We start from the raw sequence: 14,853 nt of genomic DNA, 5'->3' as shown, positions 1-14,853 counted from the left end.
TGCACAGGCTTCACCTGATCGGGGTGATGCTCTAGGAGCGCGGCATGGCCGACCCCTTTTATATCACCACCGCAATCCACTATCCCAATGGCCGCCCGCATATCGGGCATGCGTATGAGATGATCGCCGCCGATGCGATCGCCCGCTTCCAGCGTCAGGCCGGGCGCGACGTGCTGTTCCAGACCGGCACCGACGAGCATGGCCTCAAGATGGTCCAGACCGCGCGCGAACGCGATATCCCGGTCCGTGATCTTGCCAACGAAATGTCGGGCTATTTCCATGAGATGGCCGATCGTCTTGGCATCTCTTACGACCGGTTCATCCGCACCGTCGACGAGGATCATTACGCCGCGAGCGCCGCGATCTGGCAGGCGATGGCGGATGCCGGCGACCTGTATCTCGATCGGTACGAAGGTTGGTATTCGGTTCGCGACGAGGCGTTCTACGACGAATCCGAACTGACCGGGGAGGGCGACGATCGCCGCTCGCCGCAAGGTACGCCAGTCGAATGGACCGCCGAGGAGACCTGGTTCTTCCGCCTGTCGAAATATCAGCAGCCGTTGCTCGATCTCTTCGCCGCCAATCCCGATTTCATCCGCCCCGAGAGCCGCCGCAACGAGGTGATGCGCTTCGTCGAGGGTGGTCTGAAGGATCTGTCGGTCTCGCGCACCAGCTTCGACTGGGGCGTGCCCGTACCCGGCAGCCCCGGGCACGTGATGTATGTCTGGGTCGACGCGCTCACCAACTATCTGACCGGGATCGGCTATCCCGACATGACCGGCGACAAGGCGAAATACTGGCCTGCGGATATTCATCTGATCGGCAAGGACATCGTCCGCTTCCACGCGGTCTACTGGCCGGCGTTCCTGCTGTCGGCGGGCATTCCGCTGCCCAAGAGCGTGTTCGGGCACGGTTTCCTGCTGACGCGGGGCGAGAAGATGTCGAAGTCGGTCGGCAACGTCGTCGATCCGATGGCGCTGGCGGATGCGTTCGGCGTCGACGCGCTGCGCTATTTCTTCCTGCGCGACGTCAGCTTCGGCCAGGACGGCAGCTACTCGCCCGAGGCGATCGTGACGCGCGTCAATGCCGAGCTGGCGAACAGCTTCGGCAATCTTGCGCAGCGGACTTTGTCGTTCATTGCCAAGAATTTGGGCGGTGAGTTTCCCACGGCGGGTACGGTCCACGAGGCCGATGCGATGCTGATCGAGGAGGTCGTCGTCGCCTGTGCCGGGTTCAAGTCGGGGTTCGCCGACCTTGCGTTGTCGCAGGGTATTGAGGCGTGGATGCGCGGCGTGTTTGCGTGCAACCAGTATATCGACGCGCAGGCACCCTGGGCGTTGCGCAAGACCGACCCTGAGCGGATGAACGCGGTGCTCGGCACGCTGGTCCGCGCGATCCGCATGCTCGCCATCACGATCCTTCCGGTCGTCCCGGACTCGGCGGGCAAGGTGCTCGACCAGATCGGCGCGACCGAGCGCGATCATGCGGCGATTGACGACGATGGCTGGTACGACCGCGTCGCCGCCTCCGACTTCCGGATCGCGCCGCCTGCGCCCGTGTTTCCCCGTCTCGAACTGCCTGCGGAGGCCTGATGCTCGCCGACAGCCATTGCCATCTGAACTATAAGGGCCTCGTCGAGGACCAGCAGGCGGTGCTCGCGCGTGCGCGGGCCCGCGGCGTGACGGCGATGCTCAACATCTCGACGCGGGAGAGCGAGTGGGACGATATCGTCGCCACCGCCGAGCGCGAGCCCGATGTCTGGGCGACGATCGGGATCCATCCGAACGAGGCGGACACCTATCCCGACGTCGACGCCGCCAAGCTGATCGCGCGCGCGCAGCATCCGCGCGTCGTTGGGCTTGGCGAAAGCGGTCTGGACTATTTCCGCGACACGTCGGACCGGGCACGTCAGCAGGCGAGTTTCCGCGTTCACATCGCGGCATCGCGCGAGACCGGCCTGCCGATCGTCGTCCACACGCGCGATGCCGAGGATGATACCGCGGCGATCATGGCGGAGGAGATGGCGAAGGGGGCCTATCCGGGCGTCATCCACTGCTTCACGGCAAGCGGCACGTTTGCCGACAAGGCGCTGGACATGGGGCTGTACATCTCGATCTCGGGAATCGTGACGTTCAAGAACGCGCGCGACCTGCAGGAGACCGCCGCGCGGTTGCCGATCGAGCGACTGCTGATCGAGACCGACGCGCCGTTCCTCGCGCCCGTGCCGCATCGGGGCAAGACCGGCGAGCCTGGTTTCGTCGCCGACACTGCCAAGTTCCTCGCCGACCTGCGCGGTGAAACTGTGGAGGACTTGTCGCGTCGTACCGCCGAGAATTTCCACGCGCTGTTCGCCAAGACACGGGTGTCCGGGGCGATCGCATGAAGATCACGATCCTCGGTTCGGGCACGTCCTCCGGCGTGCCGAGGATCGGCAACGACTGGGGCGACTGCGACCCGACCGAGCCGCGTAACCGACGCACGCGTGCGTCCGCGCTGGTCGAGCATGACGGCACGCGGATCCTGATCGATACGAGCCCCGACATGCGCGAACAGCTTCTCGCGGCCGATATCGACTGGGTCGATGCGGTGATCTGGACGCACGATCACGCGGATCACTGCCACGGGATCGACGACCTGCGGCAGCTATTCCATGCGAGTGGTACGCCCGTTCGCGGTTACGCGCGGTCCTTCACGCTCGCGGCTCTGGATGCGCGCTTTACGTATGCGTTTCACGGTCGGCCCGGTTACCCATCGACGATCGCGGCCGAGGTGTTGCCGGATCGGCTCACGATCGGCGGTATCGATATCCACGTGACCGACCAGCCGCACGGCAGCATCCATGCCGCTGGCCTGCGGTTCGAGGCGGCGGGTGTAGCGATCGGATATGCGACCGATTTCAACGTGATGACCGATGATATGGCCACGCTGTATCAGAATCTGGACGTCTGGGTCGTCGATGTCCTGCGCCGACGTCCGCATCCGACGCACATGGCGTTGCCGGCCATACTCGGATGGGTCGAACGCCTGACGCCCCGGCAGACTGCGTTGATCCATATGGACAATACGATGGACTATGCGACGTTGTGCGACGAGTTACCGGCCGGCGTCGAACCTGGTTATGACGGGCTCGTGCTGACCGCCTGACGGCCGCACGAGCCCGGGGCTCAGAACCCCTTTTTCAGCGAGACGAAGAACTGGCGCGGGGAGCCGGCCAGCAGCGTCTGGTTGTCGCCGCTGGCGGTGAAGCCGTTCGAGCCGATCGTCGCGATGTACTTCTTGTCGGTCAGGTTGGTGACGCTGCCCAGGATCGAGACGCCGTGCAACGCGCCGTCGCCGTCGAAGCGATAGCCGATGCTCGCATCGACCAGAACACGTCCGGGCACCGACTGATCGTTGAGATAGGTGAAGTAGCGCTTGCTCATATAGTCGGCGCCGACGCGTGCGGTGAAGCCCGACTGTTCAAGGACGACCTCGCCCTTGAGCATGTGCTCGGGACTGTCGACGGCCATCTTGCCGTCGGTCGCCACGAGTACCGCGCCGGTCGCGGACAGGACGTCGTCGGCATATTTCGATTTGTTGTAGGAGTAGCTGGCGAACAGCGACAGGGGCCGGAACACGCGGTAATTCACCGCAACCTCTGCGCCATAGGTATGGACGCTGCCGACGTTGTTGAGCGTCGCAGGGTTGCCGATGATCCCGGCGCCGTTGGCAAAGCCGAGCAGGCGGTTGGCGAAATCGATGTAATAGCCGACCGCCGACGCCTGGAACGGTCCGGTCCGGAAGCGCAGGCCGCCCTCCGCCGTCTTGGAGCGTTCGGGCTTCAAGCGGCCGCGGATCGCGTCGAACCCGGCCTGCGTGGTCGAAAACGGGCCGGTCGTCGCGGACGACACATAGGCGCGGACGTTTTCCTTATAGTCGGCGAAGAGTTCGGTCGATGGCGCGAGCTTGAACAGGATGCCCGCCTGGGGCTGGAACCAGTCCTTCGCAGTGATCCGTCCGATCGCGAGCGGCGAGGTCGTCGCGGGCAGCATGACCGCGCGGTTGACGACGTAGAAGCCTTTCCACCCGGCGTTCAGCGTCAGCCGGTCGTCGGCAAGGCGGATCGTGTCGCCGACATGATATTGCATCGTGTCGGTGCTGTACTTCCCGTCCCACTGCGTCCGGTACGGGTTCTTCTGGAATTCCAGCGTGTCACGGTTTGGCGTCGCGCTGTCGGTCATGCCGTAGAAACGGCGCGCCTGCGTGAACGTGTTGCTCTCCAGCCAGCCGCCAATTTCCAGCGTGTTTGCCGACGTCTCATACACCAGATTGCTCAGCGCCCCGCCGCGCTTCATCGCATATTCGGTTGTGCGGAAGCCGAGCGGGCTCGCCGCGGCGATGGGCGTGCCATCGGCGTTCGCGGCACCCGCCGGGGTGGGCGAGTAGGGCGTGATCCACGATCCCTGGCCCTTGTTGTCATGATAATAGCCGGTCGTGGTCAGCGACAATTCGGGCGTCAGATGCGCGTCGAAGGTGACCCCGCCCAGATAATCGCGACGCAGGCCGCCCGCATCGTAATAGGCGTCGTCGACCGTGCCGAACCCAGTCGGAAACGTCGTGCCGGCGCCAGTCCAGGGCTGCGCGGTGCCGGCGGCGACCGCGGCCTGATTCTGCGCGACCTTGGCGATCTGCAGCGCAAGCGGGTAATTGTCGGCGATGTTGTCGTTGCGCAGACCGCGCCGGTTGATGATGTCGAGGCTGAGATCCTGATAGTCCTGCTCGCGACGATCCGAGAAGTTCAGGAACGCCGACAGACTGCCGAGCGCGCCCAGATCCTTGACGATCTTGCCGTTCGCCTGGTGCTGGCGCTGGACACCGTCACCCTTCCACTTGTCGGTCGAGAGATAGCCATAGCTCAGATAGCCCTTGAGCCCGCCGCCGAGATCGCCGCTGTCGATGCGGGCGAACGCGCGATAGGTGTTGTCCGAGCCATAGGTGCCGCCGCCGGTGACGTTGACCGTATCGCGCGGCGCGTCGCTGAAGAACTCGATCGTGCCGCCGAGGTTGCTTGTCGAGGCGGTGCCGAGTGCGCCCGCGCCCTGCGCCACGTCGGTGCGCGCGACGTTCTCGGAAATGATCGCGCGGCTGATGTGCAGGCCGTTGACGTTGCCATAGCTCATGTCGCCGAGCGGTACGCCGTCGAGCGTGAAGCCGAGCTGGTTCTGGCTGAACCCGCGCAGCGAGATCCGCACCGCCCATTCATAGGCGCCGAACGGATCGGCCGCCTGGAAATTGACCCCCGGCAGCTTCTCGATCGCCTTTAACGGGCTCGAGCCGGGCGTGAGACGGTTGAGATCGGCTGCGGTGATGCTCTGGATCTGGCGGCTCTGGCCGAAGCCGAGCACGACGATGTCTTCGCCAGTGCCCTGTGCTGTGTCGGCGACTGCGCCGTCGGCCGGCAGCGGCTGGTCCGCTGGTGCCAGCGCGGGGGAGGGGGCGTTTTGCGCGACAGCGGGTGCAGCGATCGCCAGCACGGCGACGCTGGCGAAAAGGCCGGAAAGACGGTTCATGATGGTCCCCTTCGCTGCCATGGCGCAGCGTCCACCGCGCCCATCGGCGTAGCGCGTTACCGGGCGACGACGTTTCGATGACGTTTCGATGTCCGGTACGTATTTCCGCGACGCTCGTTTGCCCGGCCGAAATTTCGCGTGGCCAGCGTGACCGATCCGCAACACCAGTCACTCTCGCCGCTGCCTGGAGAAACTTGCGGCAGATTAGATCCGTGCGTGCGGAACCGATCGCGCTGGCGACACTTTGATTCAGGTGAATACCGCATGCGCCCGACGACGACCGGTCGCGGAGGACGTTGCGGGTCATCACTTGGGAACAGCACACGCAATGGCTCATACAATCGCGGATATCATGGCGCTCACGCTCGCCGATGCCGGCGTCAAGCGGATCTGGGGCGTGACCGGCGACAGCCTCAACGGCCTGAACGAGACGCTGCGCAAGCTGGGCCGGATCGACTGGATGATGACCCGCCACGAGGAGGTCGCGGCGTTCGCGGCCGGGGCGGAGGCCGCGATGACGGGCGAGCTCGCGGTTTGCGCAGGGAGTTGCGGGCCGGGCAATCTGCACCTGATCAATGGCCTGTTCGACTGTCACCGCAACCATGTGCCGGTGCTCGCGATCGCCGCGCATATCCCCTCATCCGAGATCGGGCTGGGTTATTTCCAGGAGACGCATCCGCAGGAGTTGTTCCGCGAATGCAGCCACTTCGTCGAGCTTGTTACCAACCCGGCGCAGATGCCTGAGGTGATGCACCGGGCAATGCGCGCGGCGATCGGCAAGCGCGGCGTCGCGGTGATCGTCGTACCCGGCGACGTCGCGTTGCTCGAGGCGCCCAAGGGCGCAACGGGGACGTTCCCCGCGCTGAACGCACCGCGGATCGTGCCCAACGCTGCCGATATCGATACGCTCTTCACGCTGCTCGACGACGCGAAGGCGGTAACGCTGCTTTGCGGGGCGGGATGCGCGGGACAGCATGATGCGGTCGTGGCGCTCGCCGATACTCTTGGCGCGCCGGTGGTCCATGCGCTGCGCGGCAAGGAGCATGTCGAATGGGACAATCCGTTCGATGTCGGAATGACCGGGCTGATCGGGTTCTCGTCGGGCTATCAGGCGATGGAGAATTGCGATCTGCTGTTGATGCTCGGCAGCGATTTTCCGTATCGCAACTTCTATCCAAAGGACGCGAAGATCGTTCAGGTCGATCGCGATCCGTCGCAACTCGGCAAGCGCGCGCCGCTCGAGCTAGGGATCGTCGGCGACGTCGGCGAGACGATCGCCGCGCTGCTGCCGCGTCTGGAGCGGCGCGCCGATCGCACGTTCATCGATGCCGCGCGCAAGCATTATGCGAGCGCCCGAAAGGGGCTGGACGATCTGGCCACGCCGTCCAAGCCCGGCCGCCCGATCCATCCGCAATATCTGGCGAAGGTCCTGAGCGATCTGGCGGCGGACGACGCGGTCATCTCCGCGGACGTCGGCACGCCGACTGCCTGGGCGTGCCGCTACTTCACCGTGAACGGCCGGCGGCGCTTGCTGTTTTCCGCGAACCACGGATCGATGGCGAACGCGCTCGCGCAGGCGATCGGCGTGCAGGCGGCCTGTCCCGGGCGTCAAGTCATCTCGCTGTCGGGGGATGGCGGGTTCGCGATGTCGATGGGCGATCTGCTGACGCTCAAACAGCTCGACCTGCCGGTGAAGATCGTGATCGTCGACAATGGCGAATTGGGTTTCGTCGCGCTGGAGCAAAAGGCCGGCGGGTTCCTTGATGTGAACGTCAAGCTGGAGAACCCGGATTTCGCGATGATCGCGCAGGCATCGGGGATGCTCGGCATCACCGTGACCGAGTCTGCCGACCTGGAGGAGGCGTTGCGCCGTGCGTTTGCGCATGACGGTCCGGCGCTCGTTTCGGTGAAGACGGCTTCGTATGAATTGCTGATGCCGCCGTCGATCAAGGCCGAACAGGCGAAGGGATTCAGCCTCTATATGGCCAAGGCAATCCTCAACGGTCGCGGCGACGAAGTGATCGAACTGGCAAAAACGAATCTGCGGATGGCCCTGCCTGGCCTCTGAGCGGGGCCGCATGCGAGACGGGGAAGGTCGCTAAACCTTCCCCGCATCACTATTATTCTTCGTTGCCGAGCGTCTTCTTGGCGGCGTCGAGTGCGGCCTTGCCGCTCTTGCGAACCGTCTTGCCCGCCGAGTCAACAGCCTTTTCAACCGTGCTTCCGGCCTTGCGACCGAGACCGATCGACTTTGCCATTGCGCGGCGTGCTTCCGAATAGTTCGCGGCGACCATCGGATAGTCGGCCTTCAGGTTGAAGCGCTCGCGATACTGTTCAGGCGTCAGGCCGTTGGTCGTCAGGTGGCGACGCAGCGTCTTGTACTTCTTGCCGTCGAGCATCGAGATGATGTGATCGGGCGACGCAAGCGACTTGCGCGCGGTGACCGCAGGCTCGTGGCTCTGCGAAGGCGCAGCGGCCGCTTCGGGATCGCTGCCGTCGGTGAGCTTGATGACGGCAGCATGCATCGACACGAGGAACGCCGGAACATCATCCGCCGACGTGCGCGTGTTCGGATTGGCCAGCCAAGCTGCAGTCAGTTCCGCAGCAAGCTCCACGGGGTTGATTGTATCGGTCACACTCAGTCCTTGTTTCTACTGCCCCCCGGCGGAGGGCGGACTACAACGTGTGCAACAGAATGAAAAGCCACGAAGTTATGAAATATTAGACACTATTCGAAATTGCGTGGATCAGCGAAATTCTTTCGATCACGCAAAATCACGCACTCGATACCCCATCGACGCTGATCAGATCCGGTGCGATCGCGACGCCGATTATACGCACGCGCTTCTGCACATGATCAACCGGCATTCGGCCAAGTTGCAGCGTGTAACGACCGCCTGAATCACGTTCCAATAGAAATGCTCCACCCTCGCGGATCAGCGTGCCTGTTTCGTTTATCGGTGTGCCTGTGTTCGTCATTCGCGGACAACGCACGAACCCGCATGCGGATCACTATATGATCTGCGTGGCGCATAGCGGGGTACGGCGATCGCTGCCAACGGATCGGGGCCAACTGTGCCCGTGATCGGCTCGACGGGATCGGGTAAGCCCGGTCCGATGACGCTACCGATCTTCTACAGCTTCCGCCGCTGCCCCTATGCGATGCGCGCGCGCCTGTCCTTGCTCATGCGCGGCGTGGCGGTCGAACTGCGCGAAGTCATGTTGCGTGCCAAACCCGCGGCGATGCTGGAGGTTTCGCCAAAGGCAACGGTGCCGGTGCTCGTCCTGCCGGACCAGCGGGTGCTCGATGAAAGTCTCGACATCATGCGGTGGGCCTCGGCGGAGAGCGGAGCAGCCGACTGGATGTCGCCGGACGACGCGATGCTGGTCGCCGACACTGACGGCGCCTTCAAGCATCACCTGGACCGTTACAAATATGCCGATCGCTATCCGGCGGATGCCGTCGATCACCGGGCCGAGGCAACGCGGTTTCTGCAGAGGCTGGACGGTCGGCTCGATTGTCGTCCGATGCTGGGTGGGGACCGGCTGTCGATGGCCGACATCGCGATCCTGCCGTTCGTCCGCCAGTTTGCCGAAACCGATCGCGGCTATTTCGACGCGTTGCCGCTTCCCGCGCTGCAGCACTGGCTCGCGACGTTCCTCGAAACGCCGTTGTTCGGCCGTGCGATGACCCGGTTCGCGCCGTGGCAGGACGGGGACGTGCCGGTCGTCTTCCCTGCGGATATGTCCGAACGCTGCTGACCTGGCGGAAGAGGTGGGATTCGAACCCACGGATGGGTTACCCCATCGCTGGTTTTCAAGACCAGTTCCTTAAACCACTCGGACACTCTTCCAAGCCAGTCGGTGAGCGCATCTAGGCAATGCACGCGGTGTTCGCAACACTCGCCGGAGCATAGCTTGCGGGTTGCGCGGCGGCACCGCTGACCGCATGGGAGCGCGATGGACCTTGACGCGATCTCGCACCATTTTTTCGGGACGACCGACATCGATACGCTCGACGCCACCGCGCTGGCGGCGGGGCGGGACCGGCTCTCGCTCGCGTTCGGGACCGAGCGGGAGCCGGGCCGGCGCTTTGCGTTATGGGCGGTGCTTCGGGCGACGGGCGAGACGCCCGCGCCACACCTCGCGTTCAAGGACCCGCGCGAGCAGCGCGCGGCAGAACTTTATGCGAGCGTCCTGAGACAGTCGGAGACCTCCGAGGACTAAACTGCCGAGCAGGCAGCCGGCGTCAGGCGGCGCGGCGGATTTGCAGCGCCTGGTCGATCCGGCGGATCAGGTCGGCGATCGGTGGTCGCTCAAAGGCGGAGGTGCCGACGTCGCGGTGCAGCGGTGCGCGCATGCGATTGCCGACTAGCGTGAAGATGTCCTGTTGGCGTGCCATTGGGTGCGATCCTTTCGATCGCACCACCATGCCCGCCAACCGTTAACCAAAGGTTGGCGGTCGAACGGTGTGCACCGTCAAAGGCTTAGTGCCACCGTCCGCGGGCGATGCTCGAGCGTGCGCAGGGATAAACTTTCGCCGGGGCGCGTTGAGCGGCGGTAATCCCCAGCGAAAGACCAGCCATGCATATCGACCTGACAGGCCAGGTGGCGATCGTCACCGGCGCGAGTTCCGGGCTTGGCCGTGCGTCCGCAATCGCGTTTGCCAAGGCGGGCGCGAAGGTCGCGGTGAACTACAACAGCAGCGCGGACAAGGCGCGCGCGGTCGTCGAGGAAATCGAGCAGGCCGGCGGCGAGGCGTTTGCGTGCGAAGCGGATACGTCGGACGAGGCCGCGGTGCTGAAGCTGTTCGACGAGACGGTCGCGCGGTTTGGCGGCGTCGACATCGTGTTCGCCAATGCGGGCATGCAGAAGGATGCGCCCTATGCCGAGCTGTCGCTTGAGGACTGGAAGCGGGTCATCGACGTCAATCTGACCGGGCAGTTCCTCGTCTCGCGCGAGGCAGTGCGGCGGTTTCGCGGGCAGGGCGATCGCGGCGTCAGCCGGGCGATCGGCAAGATCCTGTTCATGAGTTCGGTACACGAGGTGATCCCCTGGGCCGGGCATGCCAATTACGCCGCGTCGAAGGGTGGCAGCGGGATGCTGATGCGGACGCTGGCGCAGGAGGTTGCGGGCGACCGGATCCGCGTGAACGGCATCGCCCCCGGCGCGATCGCGACCGAGATCAACGCGGATGCCACCGCCGACCAGGACAAGCTGCTCGAACTCATTCCCTATGCCCGGATCGGCGATCCCGACGACGTCGCGCGGGCGGCACTGTTCCTCGCCTCGGATGCAGCGGACTATATCGTCGGATCGACGCTGACGATCGACGGCGGGATGAGCCTGTATCCGGGCTTCCGCGACAATGGATAAGGCCGCCATATCGATCGCGGATCACGGCGCGATCGGCAATCTGGAAACCGTCGCGCTGGTCGATACGGCGGGGACGATCGACTATCTCTGCTGGCCTTGCCTCGATAGCGCATCGGTATTCGCGCGATTGCTCGACACCGAAACGGGCGGGTATTTCGCCGCCGAGCCCAATCTGCCGGGGGCCAACATCGTCCAGATGTACCTGCCCGAAACCAACATCCTGCTCACCCGCTGGATGGCGGACGCGGCGAGCGTCGATCTGATCGACCTCATGCCGGTGGGCAACGACGCGGACGATGCGCCGTCGCGGCTGGTCCGGCGACTGACCTGCACGCGGGGATCGGCGACGGTGCGGGTGCGGTGCGCGCCGCGGTTCGACTATGGCGTCGTGGGGCGCAAGGCCTCGGTGACGACGGACGGCACAGACGTCTCGCGCGGGCGGTTCGATCATGAGAGCGGGCTTGCGCTCGCGCTGCATGGCGCAGGGTCGCTGGTTGCCGACGGGTGCGACCTGACCGCCGAGATCCATCTTGCTGAAGGCGACACCGTCTCGCTGATCCTGAGCAACCCGGACGACGTCTCGCTCGACACCGATGCGCTCGATGCGATCGTCGAACGCGACATCGCGTATTGGCGGAGCTGGAGCCGCACCTCGCGCTATCGCGGTCGCTGGCGCGAGACGGTCGAGCGGTCGGCGATGGCGCTGAAACTGCTTACCTCGCGCAAGCACGGATCGATCGCCGCCGCAGCGACCTTCGGCCTGCCCGAAGCGCCGGGCGGGGTGCGCAACTGGGACTACCGCGCGACGTGGATCCGCGACTCCTCGTTCACCGTCTATGCGCTGATCCGCCTGGGCTATCAGGAGGAGGCGGTTGGGTTCCTCCACTGGGCGATGGATCGCGCGCAGGCGTGTTCGAAGGGGCATCTCGGCGTGATGTACGCGCTCGACGGCGGCGAGATCGCCGACGAGCGCAAGCTGGACCTCCGCGGCTTCGGCGGCGCCGCACCGATCGTCGTCGGCAACGAGGCCAAGGACCAGACGCAGCACGACATTTACGGCGCGCTGCTCGACGCGACCTATCTCGGCAGCAAATATGGCGAGGCGATCGCGCATGACTCCTGGGTGGCGATCGGCCGGATCGTCGATCAGGTCTGCGATACCTGGGCCACGCCGGATTCAGGGATCTGGGAAGTCCGCGGGCCGAAGAAGCATTACCTGCATTCGCGGCTGATGAGCTGGGTGGCGATCGATCGCGCGGTGCGGCTTGCGCAGAAGCGCTCGCTCCAGGCGCCGCTGGTACGCTGGTCGGAAACGCGGACAGCGATCCATGACGATATCTGGGCGCAGTTCTGGGACGACGATCTCGGCCGCTTCGTCCGCGCGATCGGCGACGCACCCGAGGACAAGGCCGTCGACGGCGCATTGCTGATGATGCCGCTGGTCCGCTTCATCGGTGCGACCGATCCGAAGTGGCTCGCGACGCTGGAGGCGATCGGCAAGGACCTGTCCGATGATGGGCAGGTCTATCGCTACCGGATCGACGATGGCCTGCCGGGGCAGGAGGGGGCGTTCGTCGCCTGCTCGTTCTGGTATGTCGAATGTCTCGCGCGGGCAGGGCGGCTCGACGAAGCGCGGCTAAACTTCGAAAAGCTGCTCGCGCACGCCAACCATGTCGGGCTGTTTGCCGAAGAGATCGCGCAAGATGGCAGCTTCCTCGGCAATTTCCCGCAAGGCTTCAGCCATCTCGCGCTGATCAGTGCCGCCTTCTACCTCGACCGAGCGCTCGACAGCGACGGTCCGCGGGAATGGGCATGACTTTCATCACCACCACAAGGACGACAGCATGAACCTCGATATCGCAGGCAGAATCGCGCTCGTGACCGGCGCGGACAGCGGCATGGGCAAGGAAACCGCCCGGATGCTGCTGCAGGAAGGCGTACGGGTCGCGATCTCCGACCAGCCCGGCGGTGACCTCGACTCCAGCGTCGAGGACCTGAAGGCGCATGGCGAGATCATCGCGGTCGAGGCGGACCTCACCAAGCTCGACGACGTCGCGGCACTCTTCGAGAAGGTCCGCGCGCAGCTCGGCGAGCCCGACATCCTGGTCAATTGCGCAGGCGTGACGGGTGCGACCGGTGATTTCCTCGATGTCGACGATGCGGGCTGGCAGTCTACGATCGACATCAACCTGATGGGTGCGGTGCGCGTCTGCCGCGAGGCGATCCCGGCGATGCGCGCGAGCAAATGGGGTCGCATCGTGCTGATGAGCTCGGAGGATGCGGTGCAGCCTTATGTCGACGAGCTTGCCTATTGCGCATCGAAGGCGGGGATCTCCAGCCTGTCTAAGGGGCTGTCAAAGGCCTATGGCTGTGACAACGTACTGGTGAACACCGTGTCGCCCGCGTTCATCGCGACGCCGATGACCGACAAGATGATGCAGAAGCGCGCCGACGAGAAGGGAACGAGTTTCGACGAGGCGATCGAGACGTTTCTCGAAGAGGAGCGCCCGGGCATGACGCTGAAGCGCCGTGGCACCGCGGAAGAGGTCGCGTCGGCGATCGTGTTCCTGTGCTCGGAGCGGGCGAGCTTCATCAACGGCGCGGATATCCGGGTCGATTCCGGCTCGGTCATGACGGTGGCGGGCTGAGGACACTGGGCCCCCGCGGAGGCGGGGGCCCAGTATTACGGATGGTATCGCCTGAGATCCTGGGCCCCCGCCTCCGCGGGGGAACAAGAAGGCAGTAGGAAGCGAGCCTTACGCCTCGAACAGATCCTTAAACTGCCGCGGCTGCGAACGCAGATACTGGCTCGGCGCCTTGACCTTGCCGCCCAGATGCGCAGCGGCATGCCACGGCCAGCGCGGATCGTAGAGGATCGTCCGTGCGAGCGCGATCATGTCAGCATCCCCCGTACCCACGATCGCCTCGGCCTGCTCATAGTCGGTGATCAGTCCGACCGCGACGACCGGGATCGACACCGCCTGCTTCACGGCGCGTGCGAGCGGCACCTGGTAGCTCGGCCCGACGGGAATCTGCTGCGCCGGCGTCGTGCCACCGCTCGAGACGTGGATCGCGCTGCAGCCCCGCGCCTCGAGCGCCTTGGCAAACGCCACCGTCTGCTCGGAATCCCAGCCGCCCTCGGCCCAGTCGGTGCCGGACACGCGCATCGTCACCGCGCGCTCTGCCGGGAATGCCGCGCGAACCGCATCGAACACCTCGAGCGGGAACCGCATCCGGTTTTCGAGGCTGCCGCCATACTCGTCCTCGCGATGGTTCGACAGCGGCGACAGGAATTCGTGCAGCAGATAGCCATGCGCGGCGTGCAGCTGGACGGCATCGATCCCGAGCCGGGCGGCGCGCACCGTCGCGGCCACGAACGCATCGCGCACCCGTGCCAGTCCCTCGCGGTCGAGCGCGACCGGTGCATTCTCCTCGGGGAGGAACGGTACGGTCGAGGGTCCCTCGGTCTGCCAGCCATTGGGTTCGCCCGGCGCGATCTGGAGCCCGCCCTTCCACGGCACCTCACACGATGCCTTCCGGCCCGCGTGCGACAACTGGATCGCGATCGGCATGTCGGACCAGCGCCGGATGCTCTCGATCACGCCCGCCATCGCGGCCTCGGTCGCATCGTCGTACAGCCCGACATCGCCGTACGTGATCCGCCCCTCGGGCAGCACCGCGCTTGCCTCGATCGTCAGCAGCGCCGCACCCGACAGCGCGAGCTGACCGAGATGGATCCGGTGCCAGTCGTTCATGCAGCCATTGATTGCCGAATATTGGCACATCGGCGCGATGACGATACGATTGACGAGCGTCAGGTTGCCGATCGTGAGCGGTGCGAACAGTTTCGGCCCGCTCATGCGATGGTCGATCCGACGGTGAGAGAAGTGCGCATGGTCGTCCCTTGCTGATAAAAATCGCGCGGCGA

At 64.9% G+C, this 14,853-nt stretch carries 14 protein-coding genes and 1 tRNA gene; 9 read left to right on the top strand and 6 right to left on the bottom strand.

The annotated features are described in order from the left end of the window. The first annotated feature begins 44 nt into the window (after window positions 1-44). The 3 genes from metG to EV283_RS11830 are packed head-to-tail and all read left to right on the top strand — an operon-like array spanning window position 45 to window position 3,144. Entirely contained in the window at window positions 45-1,592 is a 1,548-nt protein-coding gene (gene metG / locus EV283_RS11840; RefSeq protein WP_130325568.1) for a methionine--tRNA ligase, read from the top strand. Further along, on the top strand, window positions 1,592-2,383 hold the full coding sequence (locus EV283_RS11835; RefSeq protein WP_130325566.1) for a TatD family hydrolase: 792 nt from the start codon (window positions 1,592-1,594) through the stop codon (window positions 2,381-2,383). Before metG ends, EV283_RS11835 begins: the two co-directional genes overlap by 1 nt. Further along, window positions 2,380-3,144, top strand: coding sequence for an MBL fold metallo-hydrolase (locus EV283_RS11830; protein ID WP_130325564.1), 765 nt, complete (start codon window positions 2,380-2,382; stop codon window positions 3,142-3,144). The genes EV283_RS11835 and EV283_RS11830 overlap by 4 nt, the downstream gene beginning before the upstream one ends. 20 nt (window positions 3,145-3,164) lie before the next feature. Here the strand turns inward: EV283_RS11830 and EV283_RS11825 are convergent, their stop codons facing one another. After that, a complete protein-coding gene (locus tag EV283_RS11825; RefSeq protein WP_207223115.1) occupies window positions 3,165-5,549 on the bottom strand; it encodes a TonB-dependent receptor in 2,385 nt (794 codons plus the stop codon). A gap of 328 nt (window positions 5,550-5,877) precedes the next feature. Here EV283_RS11825 and poxB point away from each other — a divergent pair, with 328 nt between their 5' ends. Then, the gene (gene poxB, locus EV283_RS11820) at window positions 5,878-7,617 is read left to right on the top strand and encodes a ubiquinone-dependent pyruvate dehydrogenase (protein WP_130325562.1); all 1,740 of its coding nucleotides are present in this window, start codon (window positions 5,878-5,880) and stop codon (window positions 7,615-7,617) included. 52 nt (window positions 7,618-7,669) lie between these two features. On the opposite strand, the gene EV283_RS11815 is transcribed toward poxB, so the two are convergent. Both EV283_RS11815 and EV283_RS11810 read right to left on the bottom strand, forming a co-directional pair. Then, window positions 7,670-8,185 carry a MucR family transcriptional regulator gene (locus EV283_RS11815; protein ID WP_130325560.1) on the bottom strand — a complete coding sequence of 172 codons (516 nt, stop codon included), beginning with the start codon at window positions 8,183-8,185 and terminating at the stop codon, window positions 7,670-7,672. 139 nt (window positions 8,186-8,324) lie between these two features. After that, entirely contained in the window at window positions 8,325-8,528 is a 204-nt protein-coding gene (locus tag EV283_RS11810) for a DUF5818 domain-containing protein (RefSeq protein ID WP_130325558.1), read from the bottom strand. 138 nt (window positions 8,529-8,666) lie between these two features. On the opposite strand from EV283_RS11810, the gene EV283_RS11805 reads away from it, so the two are divergent. Then, window positions 8,667-9,311 (top strand): glutathione S-transferase, encoded by a 645-nt coding sequence (locus EV283_RS11805; RefSeq protein ID WP_130325556.1) that lies wholly within the window; start codon window positions 8,667-8,669, stop codon window positions 9,309-9,311. Window positions 9,312-9,313: 2 nt separating this feature from the next. On the opposite strand, the gene EV283_RS11800 is transcribed toward EV283_RS11805, so the two are convergent. Further along, window positions 9,314-9,403: transfer RNA gene (locus tag EV283_RS11800), tRNA-Ser, on the bottom strand. A gap of 106 nt (window positions 9,404-9,509) precedes the next feature. Between EV283_RS11800 and EV283_RS11795 the strand changes: the two genes are divergently transcribed. Then, a complete protein-coding gene (locus tag EV283_RS11795; RefSeq protein WP_130325554.1) occupies window positions 9,510-9,776 on the top strand; it encodes a hypothetical protein in 267 nt (88 codons plus the stop codon). Between the two features lie 22 nt (window positions 9,777-9,798). Here EV283_RS11795 and EV283_RS19160 read toward each other — a convergent pair whose 3' ends face one another. Continuing rightward, window positions 9,799-9,951, bottom strand: a complete 153-nt coding sequence (locus EV283_RS19160; protein ID WP_165391763.1) for a hypothetical protein — start codon at window positions 9,949-9,951, stop codon at window positions 9,799-9,801. A gap of 182 nt (window positions 9,952-10,133) precedes the next feature. Between EV283_RS19160 and EV283_RS11790 the strand changes: the two genes are divergently transcribed. The 3 genes from EV283_RS11790 to EV283_RS11780 are packed head-to-tail and all read left to right on the top strand — an operon-like array spanning window position 10,134 to window position 13,573. Beyond that, window positions 10,134-10,925, top strand: coding sequence for a glucose 1-dehydrogenase (locus EV283_RS11790; RefSeq protein WP_130325552.1), 792 nt, complete (start codon window positions 10,134-10,136; stop codon window positions 10,923-10,925). Beyond that, entirely contained in the window at window positions 10,918-12,741 is a 1,824-nt protein-coding gene (locus EV283_RS11785; RefSeq protein ID WP_130325550.1) for a glycoside hydrolase family 15 protein, read from the top strand. Before EV283_RS11790 ends, EV283_RS11785 begins: the two co-directional genes overlap by 8 nt. Window positions 12,742-12,769: 28 nt before the next feature. Further along, complete coding sequence (locus tag EV283_RS11780; protein WP_130325548.1) at window positions 12,770-13,573, top strand: SDR family oxidoreductase; 804 nt, start codon at window positions 12,770-12,772, stop codon at window positions 13,571-13,573. A 108-nt stretch (window positions 13,574-13,681) separates the two neighbouring features. Here EV283_RS11780 and EV283_RS11775 read toward each other — a convergent pair whose 3' ends face one another. Next, window positions 13,682-14,785, bottom strand: coding sequence for an NADH:flavin oxidoreductase/NADH oxidase (locus EV283_RS11775; RefSeq protein WP_130325546.1), 1,104 nt, complete (start codon window positions 14,783-14,785; stop codon window positions 13,682-13,684). Between the last annotated feature and the right edge of the window lie 68 nt (window positions 14,786-14,853).

This window comes from Sphingomonas sp. BK036 (assembly GCF_004216825.1).
GTDB lineage: Bacteria > Pseudomonadota > Alphaproteobacteria > Sphingomonadales > Sphingomonadaceae > Sphingomonas.
The sequence above is the reverse complement of the archived record's forward strand: the minus strand, read 5'-3'. Positions and strand labels throughout refer to the sequence as shown.

Excerpts from the sequence above, each read along its gene's own strand:
- metG (WP_130325568.1), top strand. The coding sequence starts at position 45 with ATGGCCGACCCCTTTTATATCACCACCGCAATCCACTATCCCAATGGC.
- EV283_RS11835 (WP_130325566.1), top strand. The coding sequence starts at position 1,592 with ATGCTCGCCGACAGCCATTGCCATCTGAACTATAAGGGCCTCGTCGAG.
- EV283_RS11830 (WP_130325564.1), top strand. The coding sequence starts at position 2,380 with ATGAAGATCACGATCCTCGGTTCGGGCACGTCCTCCGGCGTGCCGAGG.
- EV283_RS11825 (WP_207223115.1), bottom strand. The coding sequence starts at position 5,549 with ATGAACCGTCTTTCCGGCCTTTTCGCCAGCGTCGCCGTGCTGGCGATC.
- poxB (WP_130325562.1), top strand. The coding sequence starts at position 5,878 with ATGGCTCATACAATCGCGGATATCATGGCGCTCACGCTCGCCGATGCC.
- EV283_RS11810 (WP_130325558.1), bottom strand. The coding sequence starts at position 8,528 with ATGACGAACACAGGCACACCGATAAACGAAACAGGCACGCTGATCCGC.
- EV283_RS11805 (WP_130325556.1), top strand. The coding sequence starts at position 8,667 with ATGACGCTACCGATCTTCTACAGCTTCCGCCGCTGCCCCTATGCGATG.
- EV283_RS11795 (WP_130325554.1), top strand. The coding sequence starts at position 9,510 with ATGGACCTTGACGCGATCTCGCACCATTTTTTCGGGACGACCGACATC.
- EV283_RS19160 (WP_165391763.1), bottom strand. The coding sequence starts at position 9,951 with ATGGCACGCCAACAGGACATCTTCACGCTAGTCGGCAATCGCATGCGC.
- EV283_RS11790 (WP_130325552.1), top strand. The coding sequence starts at position 10,134 with ATGCATATCGACCTGACAGGCCAGGTGGCGATCGTCACCGGCGCGAGT.
- EV283_RS11785 (WP_130325550.1), top strand. The coding sequence starts at position 10,918 with ATGGATAAGGCCGCCATATCGATCGCGGATCACGGCGCGATCGGCAAT.
- EV283_RS11780 (WP_130325548.1), top strand. The coding sequence starts at position 12,770 with ATGAACCTCGATATCGCAGGCAGAATCGCGCTCGTGACCGGCGCGGAC.
- EV283_RS11775 (WP_130325546.1), bottom strand. The coding sequence starts at position 14,785 with ATGAGCGGGCCGAAACTGTTCGCACCGCTCACGATCGGCAACCTGACG.